Source organism: Flavobacterium sp. ST-158 (assembly GCF_058309975.1).
The window spans coordinates 169275-188356 of record NZ_JBZEEN010000004.1 but is presented as its reverse complement, the minus strand read 5'-3'; the positions used below and the strand labels follow the sequence as shown (position 1 = coordinate 188356).

Annotated in this window: 13 protein-coding genes; 1 reads left to right on the top strand and 12 read right to left on the bottom strand. The window is 34.5% G+C overall.

The window, feature by feature from the left end; genetic code table 11:
- Positions 1–76: 76 nt before the first annotated feature.
- Entirely contained in the window at positions 77–280 is a 204-nt protein-coding gene (locus AC4FRF_RS08280; protein WP_491159019.1) for a hypothetical protein, read from the bottom strand.
- Between the two features lie 423 nt (positions 281–703).
- On the opposite strand from AC4FRF_RS08280, the gene AC4FRF_RS08275 reads away from it, so the two are divergent.
- Positions 704–1453: a hypothetical protein gene (locus AC4FRF_RS08275; protein ID WP_491159017.1), complete on the top strand. Its 750-nt coding sequence runs from the start codon at positions 704–706 to the stop codon at positions 1451–1453.
- 815 nt (positions 1454–2268) lie between these two features.
- On the opposite strand, the gene AC4FRF_RS08270 is transcribed toward AC4FRF_RS08275, so the two are convergent.
- The 11 genes from AC4FRF_RS08270 to AC4FRF_RS08220 all read right to left on the bottom strand — a co-directional run bounded on the left by AC4FRF_RS08270 (position 2269) and on the right by AC4FRF_RS08220 (position 18898).
- The gene (locus tag AC4FRF_RS08270) at positions 2269–2652 is read right to left on the bottom strand and encodes an endonuclease domain-containing protein (protein WP_491159016.1); all 384 of its coding nucleotides are present in this window, start codon (positions 2650–2652) and stop codon (positions 2269–2271) included.
- A gap of 835 nt (positions 2653–3487) precedes the next feature.
- The gene (locus AC4FRF_RS08265; protein ID WP_491159014.1) at positions 3488–4276 is read right to left on the bottom strand and encodes a hypothetical protein; all 789 of its coding nucleotides are present in this window, start codon (positions 4274–4276) and stop codon (positions 3488–3490) included.
- Positions 4273–5271: a glycosyltransferase family 2 protein gene (locus tag AC4FRF_RS08260; protein ID WP_491159012.1), complete on the bottom strand. Its 999-nt coding sequence runs from the start codon at positions 5269–5271 to the stop codon at positions 4273–4275. Before AC4FRF_RS08260 ends, AC4FRF_RS08265 begins: the two co-directional genes overlap by 4 nt.
- Complete coding sequence (locus tag AC4FRF_RS08255) at positions 5268–6290, bottom strand: exostosin domain-containing protein (RefSeq protein WP_491159010.1); 1023 nt, start codon at positions 6288–6290, stop codon at positions 5268–5270. Before AC4FRF_RS08255 ends, AC4FRF_RS08260 begins: the two co-directional genes overlap by 4 nt.
- Before the next feature lie 401 nt (positions 6291–6691).
- Positions 6692–8218 (bottom strand): glycosyltransferase family 2 protein, encoded by a 1527-nt coding sequence (locus AC4FRF_RS08250; protein ID WP_491159009.1) that lies wholly within the window; start codon positions 8216–8218, stop codon positions 6692–6694.
- A 661-nt stretch (positions 8219–8879) separates the two neighbouring features.
- Complete coding sequence (locus AC4FRF_RS08245; RefSeq protein WP_491159008.1) at positions 8880–10037, bottom strand: glycosyltransferase family 4 protein; 1158 nt, start codon at positions 10035–10037, stop codon at positions 8880–8882.
- A 1452-nt stretch (positions 10038–11489) separates the two neighbouring features.
- Positions 11490–12392, bottom strand: coding sequence for a hypothetical protein (locus AC4FRF_RS08240; protein ID WP_491159006.1), 903 nt, complete (start codon positions 12390–12392; stop codon positions 11490–11492).
- 317 nt (positions 12393–12709) lie between these two features.
- Positions 12710–14143 (bottom strand): MBOAT family O-acyltransferase, encoded by a 1434-nt coding sequence (locus AC4FRF_RS08235; RefSeq protein ID WP_491159005.1) that lies wholly within the window; start codon positions 14141–14143, stop codon positions 12710–12712.
- Between the two features lie 1293 nt (positions 14144–15436).
- Positions 15437–16831, bottom strand: a complete 1395-nt coding sequence (locus AC4FRF_RS08230; RefSeq protein ID WP_491159004.1) for a UDP-glycosyltransferase — start codon at positions 16829–16831, stop codon at positions 15437–15439.
- A gap of 305 nt (positions 16832–17136) precedes the next feature.
- A complete protein-coding gene (locus AC4FRF_RS08225; RefSeq protein WP_491159002.1) occupies positions 17137–17340 on the bottom strand; it encodes a hypothetical protein in 204 nt (67 codons plus the stop codon).
- 682 nt (positions 17341–18022) lie between these two features.
- Positions 18023–18898 carry an N-acetylneuraminate synthase family protein gene (locus AC4FRF_RS08220; RefSeq protein WP_491159001.1) on the bottom strand — a complete coding sequence of 292 codons (876 nt, stop codon included), beginning with the start codon at positions 18896–18898 and terminating at the stop codon, positions 18023–18025.
- Positions 18899–19082 lie beyond the last annotated feature (184 nt).

Below are 19082 nucleotides of genomic sequence, written 5' to 3'. Positions count from 1 at the left end.
TATCAGTCTTTTACCAGCTTAGCAAATATAGCTATAAAATGGTTATGAGTTAAGAGTTAAAAGTTAGGAGTAAACTTTATTTCCTTTCAAATCTATCTAATAAAGCAGTTACTTCATTGATATCAAAAGCATAGTATTCGCAATACTCTTTTATGGTTAGCATGTGATGACTTTGCTTATTCAACGCTTTCTTGACACGTTGAATTTCTTTTCGCGCATAACTATTGCTTTTATTAGTAAGCGCCATAATATCACTGGGATAAATTACAATTCTTATCATAACAAATTTTTTAATCATCTAACAATCACAAATTTAGCAATATTTTTCTTAGTTGTTTATTTTTTTATAAACTTTTTCTTAAAAACAATATATAATTCATCCAAAAATACATTTCAGGACGGGTCATGGAGTATGTATGGAGTATGTATGGAGTATGTATGGAGTATGTATGGAGTATGTATGGAGTATCCTCCATAAAAAAAGTTGGTAAAAAGTGTTTGTTTTGTTCCCTATTGTACAAAATAGGATTTATTACACCTTTTTTATTAAAATATCACTTTGGGCACTAATTGCTCTAAAACAAACCTATTGGCTCAAATAAAGCAAAAACATTTTAAACGTTCATTATCGTACCAAAACATTGACTGTAAATATATTAGCCCCTACCTTTAGACTATTATTAACCTATTAAATATTTATATTATGGGAAAAGTAAGTAGTTTTATCAAATTGGAAGGTACCTTGAATGATCTGACTTTTTACAAGTCACAAGGCGGTTATCTGGTACGCTCAAAAGGGGGAATCAACAAAAAAAGGATTATGAATGATCCTGCTTTTGCCCGAACCCGAGAAAACATCAGCGAATTTGGTTCGACTGCAAAATCGGGAAAACTGATACGGGATTCTATCGGGATTTTGCTCAACCGTGCCAAAGACCCCAAGTTATCGGGCAGAATGCTTCAATTGCTGAATCAGATTAAGGATTTGGACAGCAGTTCGAAAAGAGGTAAGCGCAATGTTCCCAACGGATTGGAGACTGCTGCCGGCAAGTCGCTTTTAAAAGGCTTTGATTTTAATGCTAAAGCCAGTCTGGCTACAGTACTTCATGCGGCCTACACACTGGATGCGGCTACAGGCGTAGTGACTATTGCCGATTTGGTCACTCAGGAGCAGCTGTTGTATCCTGAAGGCGCTACCCATGTGGGTTTTCGCTCGGGAATAAGTACCCTAGATTTTGTTAGCGGGAGCTTTAGCCATAGTTTTAGTCCTGATACCATTCTTGCATTGGACAACACGCCTTCTACCGTGGTACTGACTCCTGCTGTGGTACCAGCGGCCAGCGCTTTCCAGTTTAACCTGCTGCTGATTGAGTTTTATCAAGAAGTAAATGGCCTACCGTATTCGTTGCGCAATGGCAATTACAATGTGCTTAACCTGATTGAGGTACTGTAACAGTTTGGTAATTGGTATTCCAAAACCCCGCAAAAATTTGCGGGGTTTTATTTTTTAACGGTGTGGGTATAGGGAGTTGTGTGAATGGACTGCACTCAAAAATTTTATCTTGCCCCTGCCCTAAAGTTTTTTTCTTTCCCCTGCCCTAAAGGGTGGAAAAAAACTGGGTGATTTTGTTATTTCTTTTTTACCCCTGCACCTAAAGTTTTTTTCTTACCCCTGCCCTAAAGGGTGGAAAAAAACTGGCTGAATTGTTATTTCTTTTTTACCCCTGCCCCTAAAGCTTTTTTCTTCCCCTGCCCTAAAGGGTGGAAAAAACTGGGTGTTTTTGGCATTTCTTTTTTACCCCTACCCTTAAAGTTTTTTTCTTGCCCCTGCCCTAAAGGGTGGAAAAAAACTGGGTGTTTTTGACATTTCTTTTTTACCCCTGCCCTTAAAGTTTTTTTCTTACCCCCGCCCTAAAGGGTGGAAAAAAACTGGGTGATTTTGTTATTTCTTTTTTACCCCTGCCCCTAAAGTTTTTTTCTTCCCCTGCCCTAAAGGGTGGAAAAAAACTGGGTGATTTTGTTATTTCTCTTTTTACCCCTGCCTCTAAAGGGGAAAAGAAATCAAAACGTTAGTGTTAATCTAGAATGTTGGGGATTTCTCGGCTTTCTTTAGGTTTTGGGTAAAATGAAAACTTAGTACTCTTTCTTTTTTATCACTTCCTCTTCAAGTTTTTTCTTGCCCCTGCCCTAAAGGGTGGAAAAAACTGGATGTTTTTGTTATTTCTTTTTTTACCCCTGCCCCTAAAGGGGAAAAGAAATAAAGAATTTTTATTTTATAAACAATTTAATTTTTTCTAATACCTCTTCTAAATTATGTATTATTTGTTCATTTGTAAATCGGATTACTTTTAATCCCTGAAATTCTAAATCGGCTGTTCTTTTTTTATCTAAAAGTAATTGTTCCTCATCCAAATGATATCCGCCATCGATTTCGATTACTAATTTAAGTGCATGACAATAAAAATCAGCCACATAAATACTCAGTGGATGTTGTCTTCTAAATTTATATCCATCTATTTGATTGTCTTTTACGGCTATCCAAAGTTTCTCTTCGGCTTCTGTTTGATTTTGTCTTAACTTTTTTGCATTTGAAAAAATCTGTGGAGTTGCGCCTTTCCACATATTGTCGGATTGATTTTTATTTTTGTCCATAACACTAAAATAGTTTAAACAAATTAAAAAATATTCTTTTATTCTCTCACCTTAAAAGTCTTACTTCTAACTTTTCCTAATTTTTTTTTCTTGCCCCGCCCTAAAGGGTGGAAAAAAACTGGGTGTTTTTGGCATTTCTTTTTTTACCCCTGTCCCTAAAGTTTTTTTCTTACCCCCGCCCTAAAGGTAGATTTCTTTTTTACCCCTGCCCCTAAAGGGGAAAAGAAATCAAAACGTTAGTGTTAATCTAGAATGTTGGGGATTTCTCGGCTTTCTTTAGGTCTTGGGTAAAATGAAAACTTAGTACTCTTTTTTTTTTATCACTTCCTCCTCAAGTTTTTTCTTACCCCTGCCCCTAAAGGGTGGAAAAAAACTGGGTGAATTGTTATTTCTTTTTTTACCCCTGCCCCTAAAGTTTTTTTTGCATTTCTTTTTTACCCCTGCCTCTAAAAGGGGAAAAGAAATCAGAACGTTATTGTTAATCTAGAATGTTGGGGATTTCTCGGCTTTCTTTAGGTCTTGGGTAAAATGAAAACTTAGTACTCTTTTTTTCTGTCCTAAAGAATAGAAAATTTATTGAGCCCCATCCAAACTGTTTTCAGTATTAGAATTGAATAAGGGATTGCGATTTATTCTTCTAATAGACTTATGGTATACTGATTTAATTGATATCATTAACTTTTGTTATATGCTACAATTCTTTTAATAACCATCTCAGGAGTGAGATATACTTCAAAGTATTTCCTGCTTTGAGATTCGATTTGTGCCTTCAAATCTGTATTAAAGATTAGGTCGTCAATTGCTTTCTTTATGGTTTCCTTATCATTGACATAAATCAATATTTTTGGTAATTCATAAAATTAGAATAATTAGTAATCTTAATATTAGACTGGTATATTTTTAATAAAAATTCTTGAACAATTCTTTTATTTTCTTCACTATTGATACTTTTACCTACTTCTATGTTTTTATCAAAATAACCTCCACCATTTTCCCCCATATCTAATCCGTAAATTTCTATGTCAGTATTTGTAATAGAACAAATTACATATGCCAAAACTAAAGTAACGAATCCTGAATTTACTCCATAATAGTTAATATCTAAATTTGACTTTAAATACATTACTATCTCATCATGAATACCTTTTAAACAATATGGTTCATTAACATTTGTAATTAAAAATTCCTTTTTACTTCTAGATTTTGAAATTAAATATTTTTTTAAAAAATTTACACTATACTCTTTCACTTTAGATTTGGTAGAAACATACCAAAAAAAAGTTCCTTGCCATTCTATTGGACTTTTAAATGTTTTTAAATATTTCATAAGATAATACGAATCATTAACAACATAAATGAAAGGCATTGATTTAACTAATTTTAAAGCATTATTAGTTGTAAAATACAAGGTACCTTTTTCTAACCTTACCCCCTTAGCTGAAGGACCGCTTGCAACAACTACAATTTTATTATAATCTCTCACTTTAATGTAATCGATAATACTATTAAGATTTTTAAAACTTTTAAAACAATTCTGCTGCTTAATTACATTTTTTGGAAAAGGTTTAATAATATAAAACATATATTCGTAATTACGCATACTAAAAAAAGTTGATACTTTCATTTACTTATTGGTTTATTAAAAATTAAATCCACACAGGCTAGCAAACGCCCTATGGATTCCGTAAAAGCTACTTTTTTATTTTTTGTTGTCATTGCATTTGACAATCTAATTAATGCTAATAAAATGGTAATGGCATACCATTTCCATTTGTCTTTTAAGCTAGGATTGGGATTTTTTACTCGCCAAACGTACCAGCCGTTTCTCACTACCATTTTTCCATAATGGTATTGGTTGGGTCTGCCTGATTTGGCATGAAAATGAGAAAGTCTTGCGTTAGTATTGCAGTAATTTTTGCCATAGGCTAGGGCTCTCAAAGAAAAATCGGCGTCTTCATACAAGCCATAGCCTTCAAAGAATTTAGAAAATTGAATGTCTTTAAAAATGCTTTTTCTAAAAGCCATAGACATCCCTATTAACAAATCTACTTCATATGTTTTTCCTGTCATTGGAAATCCAGAAGTTCTACCATGTGAAAAACTTGGCATCCTTCCTGGTGGAAGTTTTGAAGCCAATCCTAAATAGTTTCTAAGTCTATTGCGTAAACCTTCTTTGTACACATAGTTTTCAAAGCAATAGTATTTTTTCTTATTGTAATTAGTATTAGGGTTTTGAAGTTGCCATTTGTATTCATTTATAGCCAGCCCACCAACACCTACAGCATCCTCTTTAGTTTTAAAGGTTTTTATAATTTCTTCAAAATAATTTGTTTCTAAAACTGTATCATCATCTAAAAAACAAACGATATCGGATTGTGCCGCTACTTTTGATATTCCAAAATTCCGTTGTTTGGTCAATCCTCTATTTTCGGCTGTTACCAGGAAATACTTTAGATTTGAAAATGATTTTTCGTTTAAAAGGGCTGCTGTTGCTTGGTTTGTAGAGCCATCAATTATTAGGATTTCATCAGGATAAAGAGACTGTTCTTTAACAGATTCTAATAAATCTATTAAAGGTTTGGGACGCAAGTACGTACAAATAATTAAAGAGAACTTCATTGGGCCTTTTCTTTAAAAATGGTATGGATATTTAAAAAATAAGCTTGTCTTTCTAAATGCGTTTTCCATAATGTTCTATTGTTGGTTTGCATTCTTTCAAAATCTTCAGGACTAATCTTTTGATGAAACTCGATTAAAGTCTCCATTATTTTATCTTCCTGAACTATGATACAATATTCTGACCAATTGATTTTTTGGTTCAAAGGTAATCTAAAATCAGTATCTACAACCAAGGGGATGCGTCCCATAGCTAAGGTTTCATAAAAACGTACCGAAAAATTCCCGAGACCTCTCAAGCAAAAAGTATAGGGATTGCGTTCCATGTTTTCGAAAAACTCCCTTGTTGTTTGCCTTTTTTGTTCTGCTGTTTTTACCCCGGCCCTGTATTGTTTCCTCAAAATAAAATCGGTTTTTACAGCAGTACTTTTTTCTAATAATGACAACAACTGAAAACGCTTTCTGGCCGAAGGGTAAAAAGGCTGATAATCGGTATCCACTTTTTTCATCCAACGCTTGACATTATACACTATAAAAACCAGGTATGCTTTTAGTTTTTTGTCCCAAGCATTTGAGGCATGCCCCACAAAAGCTATTTGTGGTTGTTCCTCTTTGGCTAAGGAACGAAAACTTTGATTGTGTTTTGTATAGGGATCATTAATAAATGAAGGCAGGATAAAAGTATTTGCATTCAATTTAGAGTCAAAACCAGCCAGCCTAAAAGTATGCACTGCATTATTGCCACTCTTACCATAATCTCCTGCTGAATACTGCCATACTTTTATGCCCAAACCCAATGCACTAGTTATAAAACTGTCTAATTCCTGTTGTTTGTTGTTCTTGTGATAAAAGGCAATATCAACTGGAACCACAGCTATATCCGCCTCTTCAATAGTTGCAACGATTTGATATTTTTCTAATAAATTGTTATTAGGCAAATACCATAAATCAAAGAGCAAGGGAAAAACAATTCTTCTGTTTTGTGCACTTAGATACTTTTGTTCTGTATAAATTTTTAGCATTTAATTTTAAATTAATTATATTCCTTGTATTAGATTTTTGATAGCTTTTGTTAAAGAATCGTCTCTAAAACTAGAAATTCATACCTCATTTGCTTCCTATTATATTCTTTATTTTATTGATTTACACAAAAACAACTTTTATTGTTGTTTATTCAAGAGAATCGCTAATAAACATCGGCAAAACACTCCCCTAACCCCTCTCTAGAGGGGAATTAAAAGTGCTTAAATTTATTTATATATTTCCATTTATATTATTGTTTTTTAAATAAAATTATATATCAAACTGCTTTTTAATTAAAAAGGCTTCGACAAACTCAGCCTGACATAAATGACTTCATATACTACTTGGATTTTCAAAACAATTTACAACTACACATTAGTTTTTATTAAATCCTCTATCCTTATAGTTTGTTAGCCCAATAAACACTACAGTTCCATTTTTGCCTGAAGGTTTTACAAAAAGTAACATAATTAGCCGGTGACTCTTTTTTTAACAGTTTTAAGAACAAAACCAATTTATAGCTTTTTAATTGCTGTCCACTGTAGTATTTTTGCATTACATACAATACTGTTGGTGATGGTTTGGGTTGTATGTGCTCTGATTCCCATTTTTTGGGTGTTTTTATTCTAAACCCTCCCATTGGGGCTTTGAGATGGGTTATTTTCAAATCGGGGAAATATATAATATCATGTCCTTGATTGCGTAACTGCAAACCAAAATCGGTATCTTCCCCATAACCAAACTCCAGTGCTTTATCAAAACTTATATTAGACAAACAAGTTGTTTTAACAAAACTATTGCCTGAACCAAAAATTCCTGATTGGTGTGTGGTTTTGTATACTTGAATTTCATTTGGCTGAAGACAGGAAGTAGTTAGTACTTTAATTCCATACTTCCTTATTCTATCAATTACTTTTTCAAAAAAATCAAAATCAAATCGAATATCATCATCAGCCATAAATACCCATTCGCTTTCTACTTCGGCTAAAGCCAAATTTCGGGCATTGCAAGCTCCTGCTTGGTGGGTAAAAATATGTTTGATGGTAAATGGCCAGCTTTCTGTTGTAAGATAATCCAATTCGGAAATGCTTGCTTCCAACGGGTTTTGCTCCACAATAATTACTTTATGGGGCAAATGGGTTTGTTGAGCTAAGTCTTTTAAAACATCACAGAGGTATTGTTTTCGTCCAATAGTAGGAATAATTACATCTATTGTCTTTTGTACTACTGTTTTTAAATGAGAACAAACAGCGATTTCGGCTACATTCAGAGCAGCGTTTTTCCTATTTTTAAAAAACAGCGCATAGCAAAAAGGAAGTATTGGCAATCGTTTTTCATAAAGTGCTAAGTTGAGTGCCAATAATAACAACCAACGCTTTTTGTAATGTTGTTTTACAAATCGGAACAACACATAATTACTGCTTGCTGATTTTGACTTTAATGGATTGGGAATAGCAGTTAACAAAGCTGGTTCTGAATAACAAAAAAGTCCTGCAAGCATTCCTAGTTTGGCCAGAGAGTTTAAGAAATAATCTAAATTATTCTCTACTAGTTTAGTACCCATTTTCTTTAAAACAGTAGCATGTACTCCTCCTACTTCACTACTCATCAGCCAAGTAGGATAGCTTACTTTTTTATTGACTTTGATAAAAGGGGATTCTTCTACATAACCTATAGCAGTAGGAATATAATATTGTCTGCCAACATTATAAGAAGCCATAATTTTGTGATGGTGAAAAATGGTTGGCAAATGAGTTTTATTTAATTTGGACTCCAAGTCTGATGCACACCAAATGATCCAATCCTGCGGGTAAGCATCAGCTAGGTCTACTAATGCCGCTGCAATTGTATTAGAAGAAAAAGATAAACGTTCTTCATTTCTAGTTACTTTTAGCAGTTTATTCTTTTCATGGTAGGCTATAATCATCCTAAACTAATCCTTTGTTTTTTCACTGCAAATTACATTAATTTTCACAGATTAATAGGCACTCTTTCAGCAAAATACTTTCCCCTACATCTAAAAGTGTACTTTTGATGCATTTTCAAGAAAGCTCTATCCCTTCTACAGGCTAAGGGTGACCGTTTAGTTTGCCAGGGATTGCACTGATTTTCACAGATTAATAGTAGCTAATAATCAAAATGGAACAATATTAGGAATTCACTACTTGTAGATTGTGTTATCTGTTTTAGCTTGTTATTTATTCATTTTTAAGGACTTTATAAATTCATTAAAATTAATTTCCCCTAACCCTAAAGGGTGTAATTTTGATGCATTTTCAAGAAAGCTCTCACCCTTCAACAGGCTAAGGGTGACTGTTTGTTTTACCACGGATTGCACTGATTTTCACAGATTAATAGTAGCTAATAATCAAAATGAAACAATATTAGGAATTCACTACTTGTAGATTGTGTTATCTGTTTTAGCTTGTTATTTATTCATTTTTAAGGACTTTAAAATTCATCAAAATTAATTTCCCCTAACCCTAAAGGGTGTAATTTTGATGCATTTTCAAGAAAGCTCTCACCCTTCAACAGGCTCTGGATGACAGCCCAACATAAGGAAAACTTAAGTCAACCTATATCAAAATTCAATCTTTGGTACTTTTTATCAGTTGCTGATAGTATTCGATATTTTCTTTTACTATTTTTTTTATATCAAATTTGGCTTCTACTCTTGCTCTTGCTTGTAGTCCTATTTTTTGGCATAAAACATTATTTTGCAGTAATTCTACTATTTTTTCAGCAAAGGCATCATGTTGTGAAGGATGTACTAAAAAGCCGCTTTCGCCATCGATTAGTAATTCTTGTGACCAGCCGATACTAGAATTCACTACTGCCTTTTGCATGGCCATAGCCTCAATGGTTACCATCCCTAAGGTTTCGGCAAAGGTCGGAAATATACAGACATGAGCCTTTTTAATATATTCCTGTACCTCCTCATAAGTCCTTTTACCCAAATAACTAACATGACCTACATCGTCTTTTGAAAATTGAGTCTGCATCAACTGCCAGGTAGATTTGGAATTTGTTTTACTATCTGTCGCATCACTACCAATTAAAAGCAATTGGGCTTCAAGATAGTCTTTTCGAACTTTATTGAATATGAGGGGAAGTTCTAAAACCCCTTTTTTGCGTATTATGGTCCCTACATAAAGTAGTACTCCTTTTTGGTATGATTCAACTGATTTGTTTTCAAACTGAGATAAGTCTAATCCATGAGGAATGGTCTTAATCGTTTTATTTTTTATTTTAAAAAGGGTTTGGGATAGCTTTGCAGCAAAATTCGTGGGAGCAATAAAAGCGTCTGCCGTTTGCATGGCTATTTTTTCAAAGTAAAAATTTTTAATTTTCTGTGGGCGTTGTTCTAAATGACAAAAATAGGTATCACTGCCATGCAAACGAATGACCAATGGAATTGTAAATTTCATAAAAGCAGTTATCCCTGTCCAATCAGGTGCTTCTATTAAATCTATTTTTTCTTTTTCAATAACGGCTTGGCAATACTTATTGATGTGTTTTCTGTGTAACAACCAACCTAAGCATTTATACTTTTTATTTTTGATTAGGTGAAATTTAATTCCGTTCTCTTCAAAAACCTGCTCCGTTTTTTGTCCGTACACCAATACTGTAACCGTAATTCCTTCTTTGACTAAGGCCGAAGTTAGATTTTTAATACTGGTTCCTATTCCCGCAGCATGATTTACATTGGGATGAGGATATTCGGGGGTTAAGAAGGCGATGTGCATAAGTGGATTTTCTATCTTACAATTATAGGAAACTTAGTTGTAAAATAATAATTAAAACGAATAAGTTGTGTTATTGCTTTTTACACACCCCTAACCCCTCTCGAGAGGGGAATTCGTTTGGTGGTATTGATAGGCTAATCGTTCAAGATGTTTTTTTTTGCTAAAAACAAAATCAGCTAACACACCCCTTGCCCCTCTCGAGAGGGGAATGCGATGGTGCTAAATGAAAACTATTCTCCATTTTATACTCACTCCAATTTATTTCATTATATCCCGATTTGGTTTTGTTTTTTTCTTGCCCCTGTCCTAAGTTTCTTTTCTTACCCCTGCCCCTAAAGGGGAAAAGAAACTAGAATGTTTTTTGTTATTTCTTTTTTCTTTCCCCATCCTAAATATTGCTTTCTTTCTTTACCCCTACCCCTAAAGGGAGAAAGAAAGCAGGGCGATTCTTGTTTGCGATTTTAATTTTACCCCCCTAGCCCCTATAACTCTATTTACTATTTTATTTTTAGGAATCGTTGCATCTTCGATTTCTAAAGGGGAATGTGATTGTGCTAATTGAGAGCTTTAGGTTTATACCTTTACGCTTTTAACACACCCCTAGCCCCTCTCGAGAGGGGAATGTGTTTGGTGGTAGCATTTAGATTTTCGATTAATACTAAATAGTTCAATTTCTTTTTTCTTTCTCCGCCCTAAGTTTCTTTTCCTACCCCTGCCCCTAAAGGGGAAAAGAAACTAGAATGTTTTTGTTATTTCTTTTTTCTTGCCCCATCCTAAAGGGTGGAAAAAAATGGATGATTATTGCTTTCTTTCTTTACCCCTACCCCTAAAGGGAGAAAGAAAGCAGGGCGATTCTTGTTTGCGATTTTAATTTTACACCCCTAGCCCCTATAACTCTATTTTATATTTAGGAATCGTTGCATCTTCGATTTCCAGCGGGGAATTTGATTGTGCTAATTGGGAGCTTTAGGTTTATACCTTTACGCTTTTAACACACCCCTAACCCCTCTCTAGAGGGGAATTCGTTTGGTGGTATTGATAGGCTAATCGTTCAGGATGTTTTTTTTTGCTAAAAACAAAATCAGCTAACACACCCCTAGCCCCTCTCGAGAGGGGGATTCGTTTGGCGGTAACATTTAGATTTTCGACTAATGCTAAATAGTTCAATTCCTTTTTTCTTTCCCCGCCCTAAGTTTCTTTTCTTACCCCTGCCCCTAAAGGGGAAAAGAAACTAAAATGTTTTTGTTATTTCTTTTTTCTTGCCCCTCCCTAAAGGGTGGAAAAAAATGAATGATTATTGCTTTCTTTCTTTAGCCCTGCCTCTAAAGGGAGAAAGAAAGCAGGATGTTAATCTTTATCATGAACGATAAACACTCAAGGTTTTCTAAATTTTCGTCTCCCTTTAGGGCTGGAAAAAAAAGAAATAAGGGATTATTATACATAAACAGCTTTTTACTTTATTCCAGCACTTTTATTTTTATTCAATAAAAAATCATTGATAATTCTTGCTGTAAATATTCTTGCTCCGCTATCGTTCATATGTCCACAGGAAGAAAAGTACTTGTTTTCAATTACGACATTCTCGTAATTGTGAATTTCGGGATAGGCTTGATGTACTTTTTCAAAATAATTCATTCCTATTACGTTCTCACACATGGGCGTCATGACAGCAATAAAATTAATGTTATTGGCTTTACACATACGTTTGATTTCTTCATAATATTTGTTTTGCGGCAAAGGTTTTAAATTTTGAATATTGTTTTTCATATTTCCTTTTTTATCACCCAGAGCATAATAGCCTCCATGATTTAGCAACTTTGATTTTCTTTTTATCAAACTAAAAAACATTTCTCTAAAACCAATTCTTGTTTCATATTTTAAATAACGATAAAATGGAATATAATACATTTCATTAAAATCGACTTCATTTTCAAAATGTTTTCTCACGGTTTCAGAAACGTGAAAATAAGGCAAAAATCTGGCAGCAACACCTTCGGCCTGATGTTCGTTCGACAAATTCAAATCGGCTTCCAGAATGACTGTTTTGATTTTATAGTTGCGTTCCAACATTAATTTCAACAATAAATCGGCTTCAAAAAGATGGCCACCACTCATTCCATAATTGAAAGTTTTCAAGCCTTTTTGTTCGAACATTTCACTAACAAAATGGTTGTTGGCACGAGATGATCCTAGAATTACAACATCGTAATTCTTTGCTTTTGAATTAAAAACATAGTCGACTTTGTTGCGATTGTTGGAATGAAGGTAAACAGTGGTGTAAGCGTAATCTAGGATTACTGCTAATACCACTATTGTGATGATTGTATTTATAGTGAATACTAGGAATTGTTTCATTGTTGATTATTTTTCTTTTTTCTTTCCAAACTCTAAGTTTCTTTTCCTACCCCTGCCCCTAAAGGAAAAAAGAAAGCAGGACTTTTGTTACTTTCTTTTTTTACCCTACCCCTAAAGGGAAAAAGAAAGCAGGACGTTATTAATATTAATTTTTCTTGCCTCATCCCTAAAAGGGAAAAGAAACTAGAATGCTTTTGTAATTTCTTTTTTCTTTCCCCTCCCTAAAGGGTGGAAAAAAGAAAGGAATAATATTTGTTCTTTCCAAACTTATAAATTTTCAGCTCCCTTTAGGGCTGGGGAAAAACGAAAATTTAAACTTAAAACTGAAAATAGATAAATTCTTTATAGTCTGTATAGGTTCCTAAAGCTATAATGGTTGCCAAACAGAGTGCTAATTTAATGGTTTGGTACTTGCCTGAAATGGGTTCGACTTTGGTACGGTTGTTCCATTCGACCATGACAAAAACCAAAATCAGGAGTATTAGTTCATAATTGTAACGTTCATTGTCTAAATACTGTGAAGTGAATTCTCCATTGGTCAGCATTTTTTTTAAATACAAAAAAGCGTCGGTAATGGTTTTAGCTCTGAAAAAGACCCAAGCCAGACAACTTAGTGCAAAAGTGAGTACAATATGCAGCACTACTTTGACTGATTCCCAACTTTTATCCAAAACCACGGTATCCAAATTGTTTCTGTTGGACTTTCGCAAAAGTAAAGGCAGAAAGTACACCGCATTGATGAATCCCCAAGCTACATAAGTCCAATTGGCTCCATGCCAAAATCCGCTTACCAAAAAGATGATAAAGGTATTGCGGATTTTCATCCACATGCCTCCCTTGCTTCCTCCTAATGGAATGTACAAATAATCCCGAAACCATGAGGATAGCGAAATGTGCCAACGACGCCAGAATTCGGCAATATCTCTAGAGAAATAAGGATAATTAAAGTTTCGCAATAATTCTAATCCAAACAATTTTGACATCCCCAATGCCATATCCGAATAACCGGAGAAATCTCCATAAATTTGAAAAGCAAAATAAACAGCCCCTAAAATAAGCGATAATGCATTCATTGCTTCATAATGATCAAAAATTGCATTGGCATAAGTCGCGCAGGTATCTGCAATTACTACTTTTTTAACTAATCCCCATAATAATTGGTAGATTCCAGCTTTAGCCTGTTCGAAATCAAAACTTCTTTTTTCTTTTATTTCAGGTAATAAATGAGTTGCTCTTTCGATAGGACCGGCTACCAAAAGCGGAAAGTAACTCACAAACAGGGAATAATCGACAAAATTGTACTCGGCTTTGATTCTTTTGTAATAAATATCAATTACGTACGACAGACCGTGAAAGGTATAGAATGAGATACCCACTGGCAAAACGACATCTAATAAAAAGGGCGAAGATTTTAAACCAAAACTTTGCATGAGCTCAGCAAAGGAAGCGGCGAAAAAATTATAGTATTTGAACATCCCCAGAAAGCCTAAATTGATACCAATACTGAGCCAAAACCAAAATTTTCGACTGCCTTCTTTCTGGCTTTTTTCAATTTGGATTCCCGTAAAGTAATCTAAGAAAGTGGAAAAAACCAACAAGAACAAAAAACGCCAATCCCAACAGGAATAGAAATAATAGCTGGCGAGTATCAATAAAGTATTCTGTGTGGTTTTGTTTTTATTGCAAACAAACCAATACAGTATAAATACTATGGGGAGGAAAATGGCAAATGCCAAGGAGTTGAAAAACATTAATCAGTTATGGGTTATGGGTTATACCCTTCGACAAGCTCAGGGTGACAATCTGAGGCGACAAATCTAGGATAAAATTTTGTTCTTTTTTAAATGGTTGAATAAATTGTTGAAACGATACAAATGATCCTTAGGATTCTAACACAGCCCTAACCCTTATAACTCTATTTACTATTTTCTTGGAATTCTTGCATCTTCGATTTCCAGAGGGGAATAGGATTGTGCTAATTGAGAGCTTTAGGTTTATACCTTTACGTTTTTAACACACCCCTAGCCCCTCTCTAGAGGGGAATCCGAATGTGCAAATTATTATGTTTTTCTTAAAATGGGAAAATCCCACTAAGACAAACGATGCGAACACGACCCTAGCTCCTCTTAATAGAGGAATGCGTTTGGTGGTAACATTTAGATTTTCGACTAATGCTAAATAGTTAAACTTCTTTTTTCTTTCCCCACCCTAAAGCCTGGAAAAAAACTGGACGATTATTGCTTTCTTTTTTTACTCCTACCCCCTAAAAGGGAAAAAAAAGCAGGACGCTTTTGATATTTCTTTTTCTTGCCCCATCCCTAAAGGGTGGAAAAAGAAATAGCAGATTATTATACATAAACAGCTTTATTTTTAGGAATCATTGCATCTTCGATTTCTAGAGGGGAATAAGATTGTGCTACATGAGAGCTTTTGTTTTATAATTTAATTTTCTTACACACCCCTAACCCCTCTCGAGAGGGGAATCCGAATGTGCAAATTATTATGTTTTTCTTAAAATGGGAAAATCCCACTAAGACAAACGATGCGAACACGACCCTAGCTCCTCTTAATAGAGGAATGCGTTTGGTGGTAACATTTAGATTTTCGACTAATGCTAAATAGTTAAACTTCTTTTTTCTTTCCCCACCCTAAAGCCTGGAAAAAAACTGGACGATTATTGCTTTCTTTTTTTACTCCTACCCCCTAAAAGGGAAAAAAAAGCAGGACGCTTTTGATATTTCTTTTTCTTGCCCCATCCCTAAAGGGTGGAAAAAGAAATAGCAGATTATTATACATAAACAGCTTTATTTTTAGGAATCATTGCATCTTCGATTTCTAGAGAGGAATAGGATTGTGCTACATGAGAGCTTTTGTTTTATAATTTAATTTTCTTACACACCCCTAACCCCTCTCGAGAGGGGAATACGATGGTGGTAAATGAAAACTTTTAATTTACACCTTCGCCTTTTTAACACAGCCCTAGCCCCTAAGAGGGGAATACGAATGTGCTACATGAGAGCTTTTGATACTGCTATTAATTCAAATTAATTTATAATGTTGTCAATAGTATTCCAAATTTTTTCAGAAGCCTGAGTTGGGGTTTTTCCTGCTACAATTTTATACCATTTTTCCCCTTCGGAGACATTAGATAAATTGCCTTTTAATACAGCTTCTATTTGGCTTTCTAATTGCTTTTTATCCGTACAAAAGATAGCTGCTTCGGGACTTGGCATGCTTCTAAAGTGGACGTATTTGTAATTTTGTCCAATATCCCGAATTCCTTTTTTTAATTGGGGCTGCTCATAATTGTAATATATACAAGGTTTATGATGTGCTACAAAGTCAAAGACTGTTGATGAACAAACATTAGTTACCATTTCAGAATGGGCGCAGACATTATGCAACAATTGCAAATCGGCTTTGGTTGGAAATACTTCGTTCCATTGTTTGCCCATGGCTTTCCACAAAGGATCTATTACCGCTATAATGTCTTTATTAGCCTCAATCACCGCATTGTATCTTAAAGTCGTATCTACAGGACATTTTCTATAAATGATACCGAGATGGTATCCTTTAGTATTCAATGATCTAACCGCATTAGCCAAATCTTCCAGATAATACTGATCTAAAGGTGAGGTCGTTTGATCATCACCTGAAAAACAGATGTACTTTTTTGCGGTATCTAAATTGTATTGGAAAAAAAATGCTTCTCTGGTTTGCAATAAAGAAACATCGTAATGCGGTTCAAACTGCGGAGTACCTGTTACAAAGAGTTGGCTTTCTTTGATAAAAGGGTAGTATTGCCGCATTTCCTTTTTCATCAAATCACTCCATACACAATAATAATCGGTTTCTACGAGCTGCATCGCCTTAGGCACATTGTCCCAAGAATAGACAAAGGTCAGTGTTGGGATTCCTAAATCCTGAGCGGCCAATAAAGCTCCAATGGATTGGGTGGCGCGTTGGGTGGTACAAAAAACCAAATCGGGTTTGATTTCCTGCAATTGCGTTTTGCAATAAGCGTATTTTTCAGTGGAACGTTCCAGTTTATTGATGCGTTTTCGGATGCGAAGGATTCCCTTTTCGGAAGAATTGAATCCGATAAGCAATCTGATGAAAAGGGTCATCAAAGTATTTTTTAATCCGTTATAATTAAATGGGAATTTATAGGTTTGGTACACGGAATCCGAAAACTTTTTTGTGGCCACATTCAGCTCAATGTGCTTTCTGATTCGGCAATACAATGGGGTAAGCGGATGAATCTTTTGTTTTTTTATTTTTATCTCATCATAGCCCAACTCTTCCTGTAATGGAAAAGCAGTATTGTTCCAATAGATGATTTGGTTTCCTTTTTGCTCCCCAATTTCTTTAAATTGCGTAAAGGCAAAATTGCGTAATCCTACCCCATCCGGAAAAAAAATAAGGATTTTTTTGTTCATCGGTTTGATTTCTTATGCTAAAGAAAGCTTACTAGCTTTTTTATTTAATGAGTACAAACCTAGTGTTTTTTTTCATTTTACCACAAATTACACTAATTTTCACAAATTAATATCATTCTCTTTTTGTTGCTTTAAACTTTAGAATAGATTTTCGTTTTTCCCCTGCCCTAAAGGGAGGCGAAAATCTAAACCGTACATTAGTTTAAAACAAACTATACACCAAACTATCCCTTTTTATTCTTCAACTTTTCTCTTTGTACTTGTTCTATGGGTAAAATATCGGCAGAAAGGATTTGGTTTTCGCTTTACTCCTGCAAAAAAAGATAGGCTAAAGAATCCTGATTTTCGCTTACCCCTACCCTAAAGGGAGGCGAAAATCTATCACGTTCATTAAATATCGAGGTACTATCTTCCTTTTTCATTCTTTTAGGCTTGCGGAAGACAAAATTAAAAATATCGATTTTTGTTTTCCCCTGCCCTAAAGAGAGACGAAAATCTATCACGTTCATTAGTTTAAAACAAACTATACTCAAAAATATCCCTTTTTATTCTTCAACTTTTCTCTTTGTACTTGTTCTATGGGTAAAATATCGGCAGAAAGGATTTGGTTTTCGCTTTACTCCTGCAAAAAAAGATAGGCTAAAGAGTCCTGATTTTCGCTTACCCCTGCCCTAAAGGGAGGCGAAAATCTAAAACGTTTATTAAATATCGAGGTACTATCTTTCTTTTTTGATTCTTTTAGGCTTGCGGAAGACAAAATTAAAAATATCGATTTTTGTTTTTCCCCTGCCCTAAAGAGAGACGAAAATCTATCACGTTCATGATAAATAATAAGTTTTTTTTCAAGCAAACAATGTCCAAGACTATCCTTTCTGATTCTTCAACTTATCGCGTTGCACTTGCTCAATAGGTAAAATATCGGCAGAAAGGATTTGATTTTCGCTTTACTCCTGCAAAAAAAGATAGGCTAAAGAGTCCTGATTTTCGCTTACCCCTGCCCTAAAGGGAGGCGAAAATCTAAAACGTTTATTAAATATCGAGGTACTATCTTTCTTTTTTGATTCTTTTAGGCTTGCGGAAGACAAAATTAAAAATATCGATTTTTGTTTTTCCCCTGCCCTAAAGAGAGACGAAAATCTATCACGTTCATGATAAATAATAAGTTTTTTTTCAAGCAAACAATGTCCAAGACTATCCTTTCTGATTCTTCAACTTATCGCGTTGCACTTGCTCAATAGGTAATATGTCGGTGCTTTTATAATTTAAGGCTGCATAAACGGCATTCAAATCTCGGCTTAATTTACGTAAGCCCATTGGTTCTAAAGAGGCCGCATGATCGGTTCCTTTCCAGGTACGGTCTAGGGTGTAATGTCTTTCGATGATATTGGCTCCTAAGGTGTATGCGGCAATGTCTACTGCAATTCCTAAATGGTGTCCTGAGAATCCAATGTGTTTGACCTTATCCGCATACTTTTGTTTAAGCAAATTGATATCTAACAAACAGACGTCTTCAAAAGGGACTGGATAACCCGAAGTACAGTTGTATAACACCAAATCCTGATTGCGTCCTTTTTTAATAAAGAAATTTACCAATGCATCGGTTTCATCTTTGGTAGTCATTCCGGTTGAAATATGAATTTCGCCCTGATAGTTGTTGCACAACCATGACAGCATGGTATAATTGTTATTACAAGCCGAAGGAATTTTGATAAAATCTGGTTTTAAAGAGGCAATTTCTTTGGCAGAAGTGGTATCCCAAACCGAAGTGGAATAGGTTATGCCAATGGACTCGCAATATCTTTTTAATTCGGCGTGCTGGTTGACGTCAAATTCTAAATATTCGCGGTGTTCTCCATAAGTCGCCCCATAAGCATTCGAACTATTGGGGTGTGGTGCATTGTATTGGGCATCCGTTAACAACTCTTTGTTGTTTCTTTTTTGGAATTTCACTGCATCGGCATTGCAAAATATTTTGGCAATTTTGATAAGTTCTTTGGCTATTTCCATTTCTCCTTTGTGATTGCAGCCTATTTCGGCAATGACATAGGGTTTTTTATAGTGGTTCATTTTTTTTCTTTTGGTGAAACAAATAAAATTAAATTTCTTTAATTATTACTATACTCTGATAATTATTCTAAATTTATTTGGATGTGTAGGAGACGATTAATCCTATTCTTTGCAAAAAATGCAATAGAAGGTTACCAATATTTTTTATTGAAAATAAAAATATTTAGGCTTATTAATTTTCTTT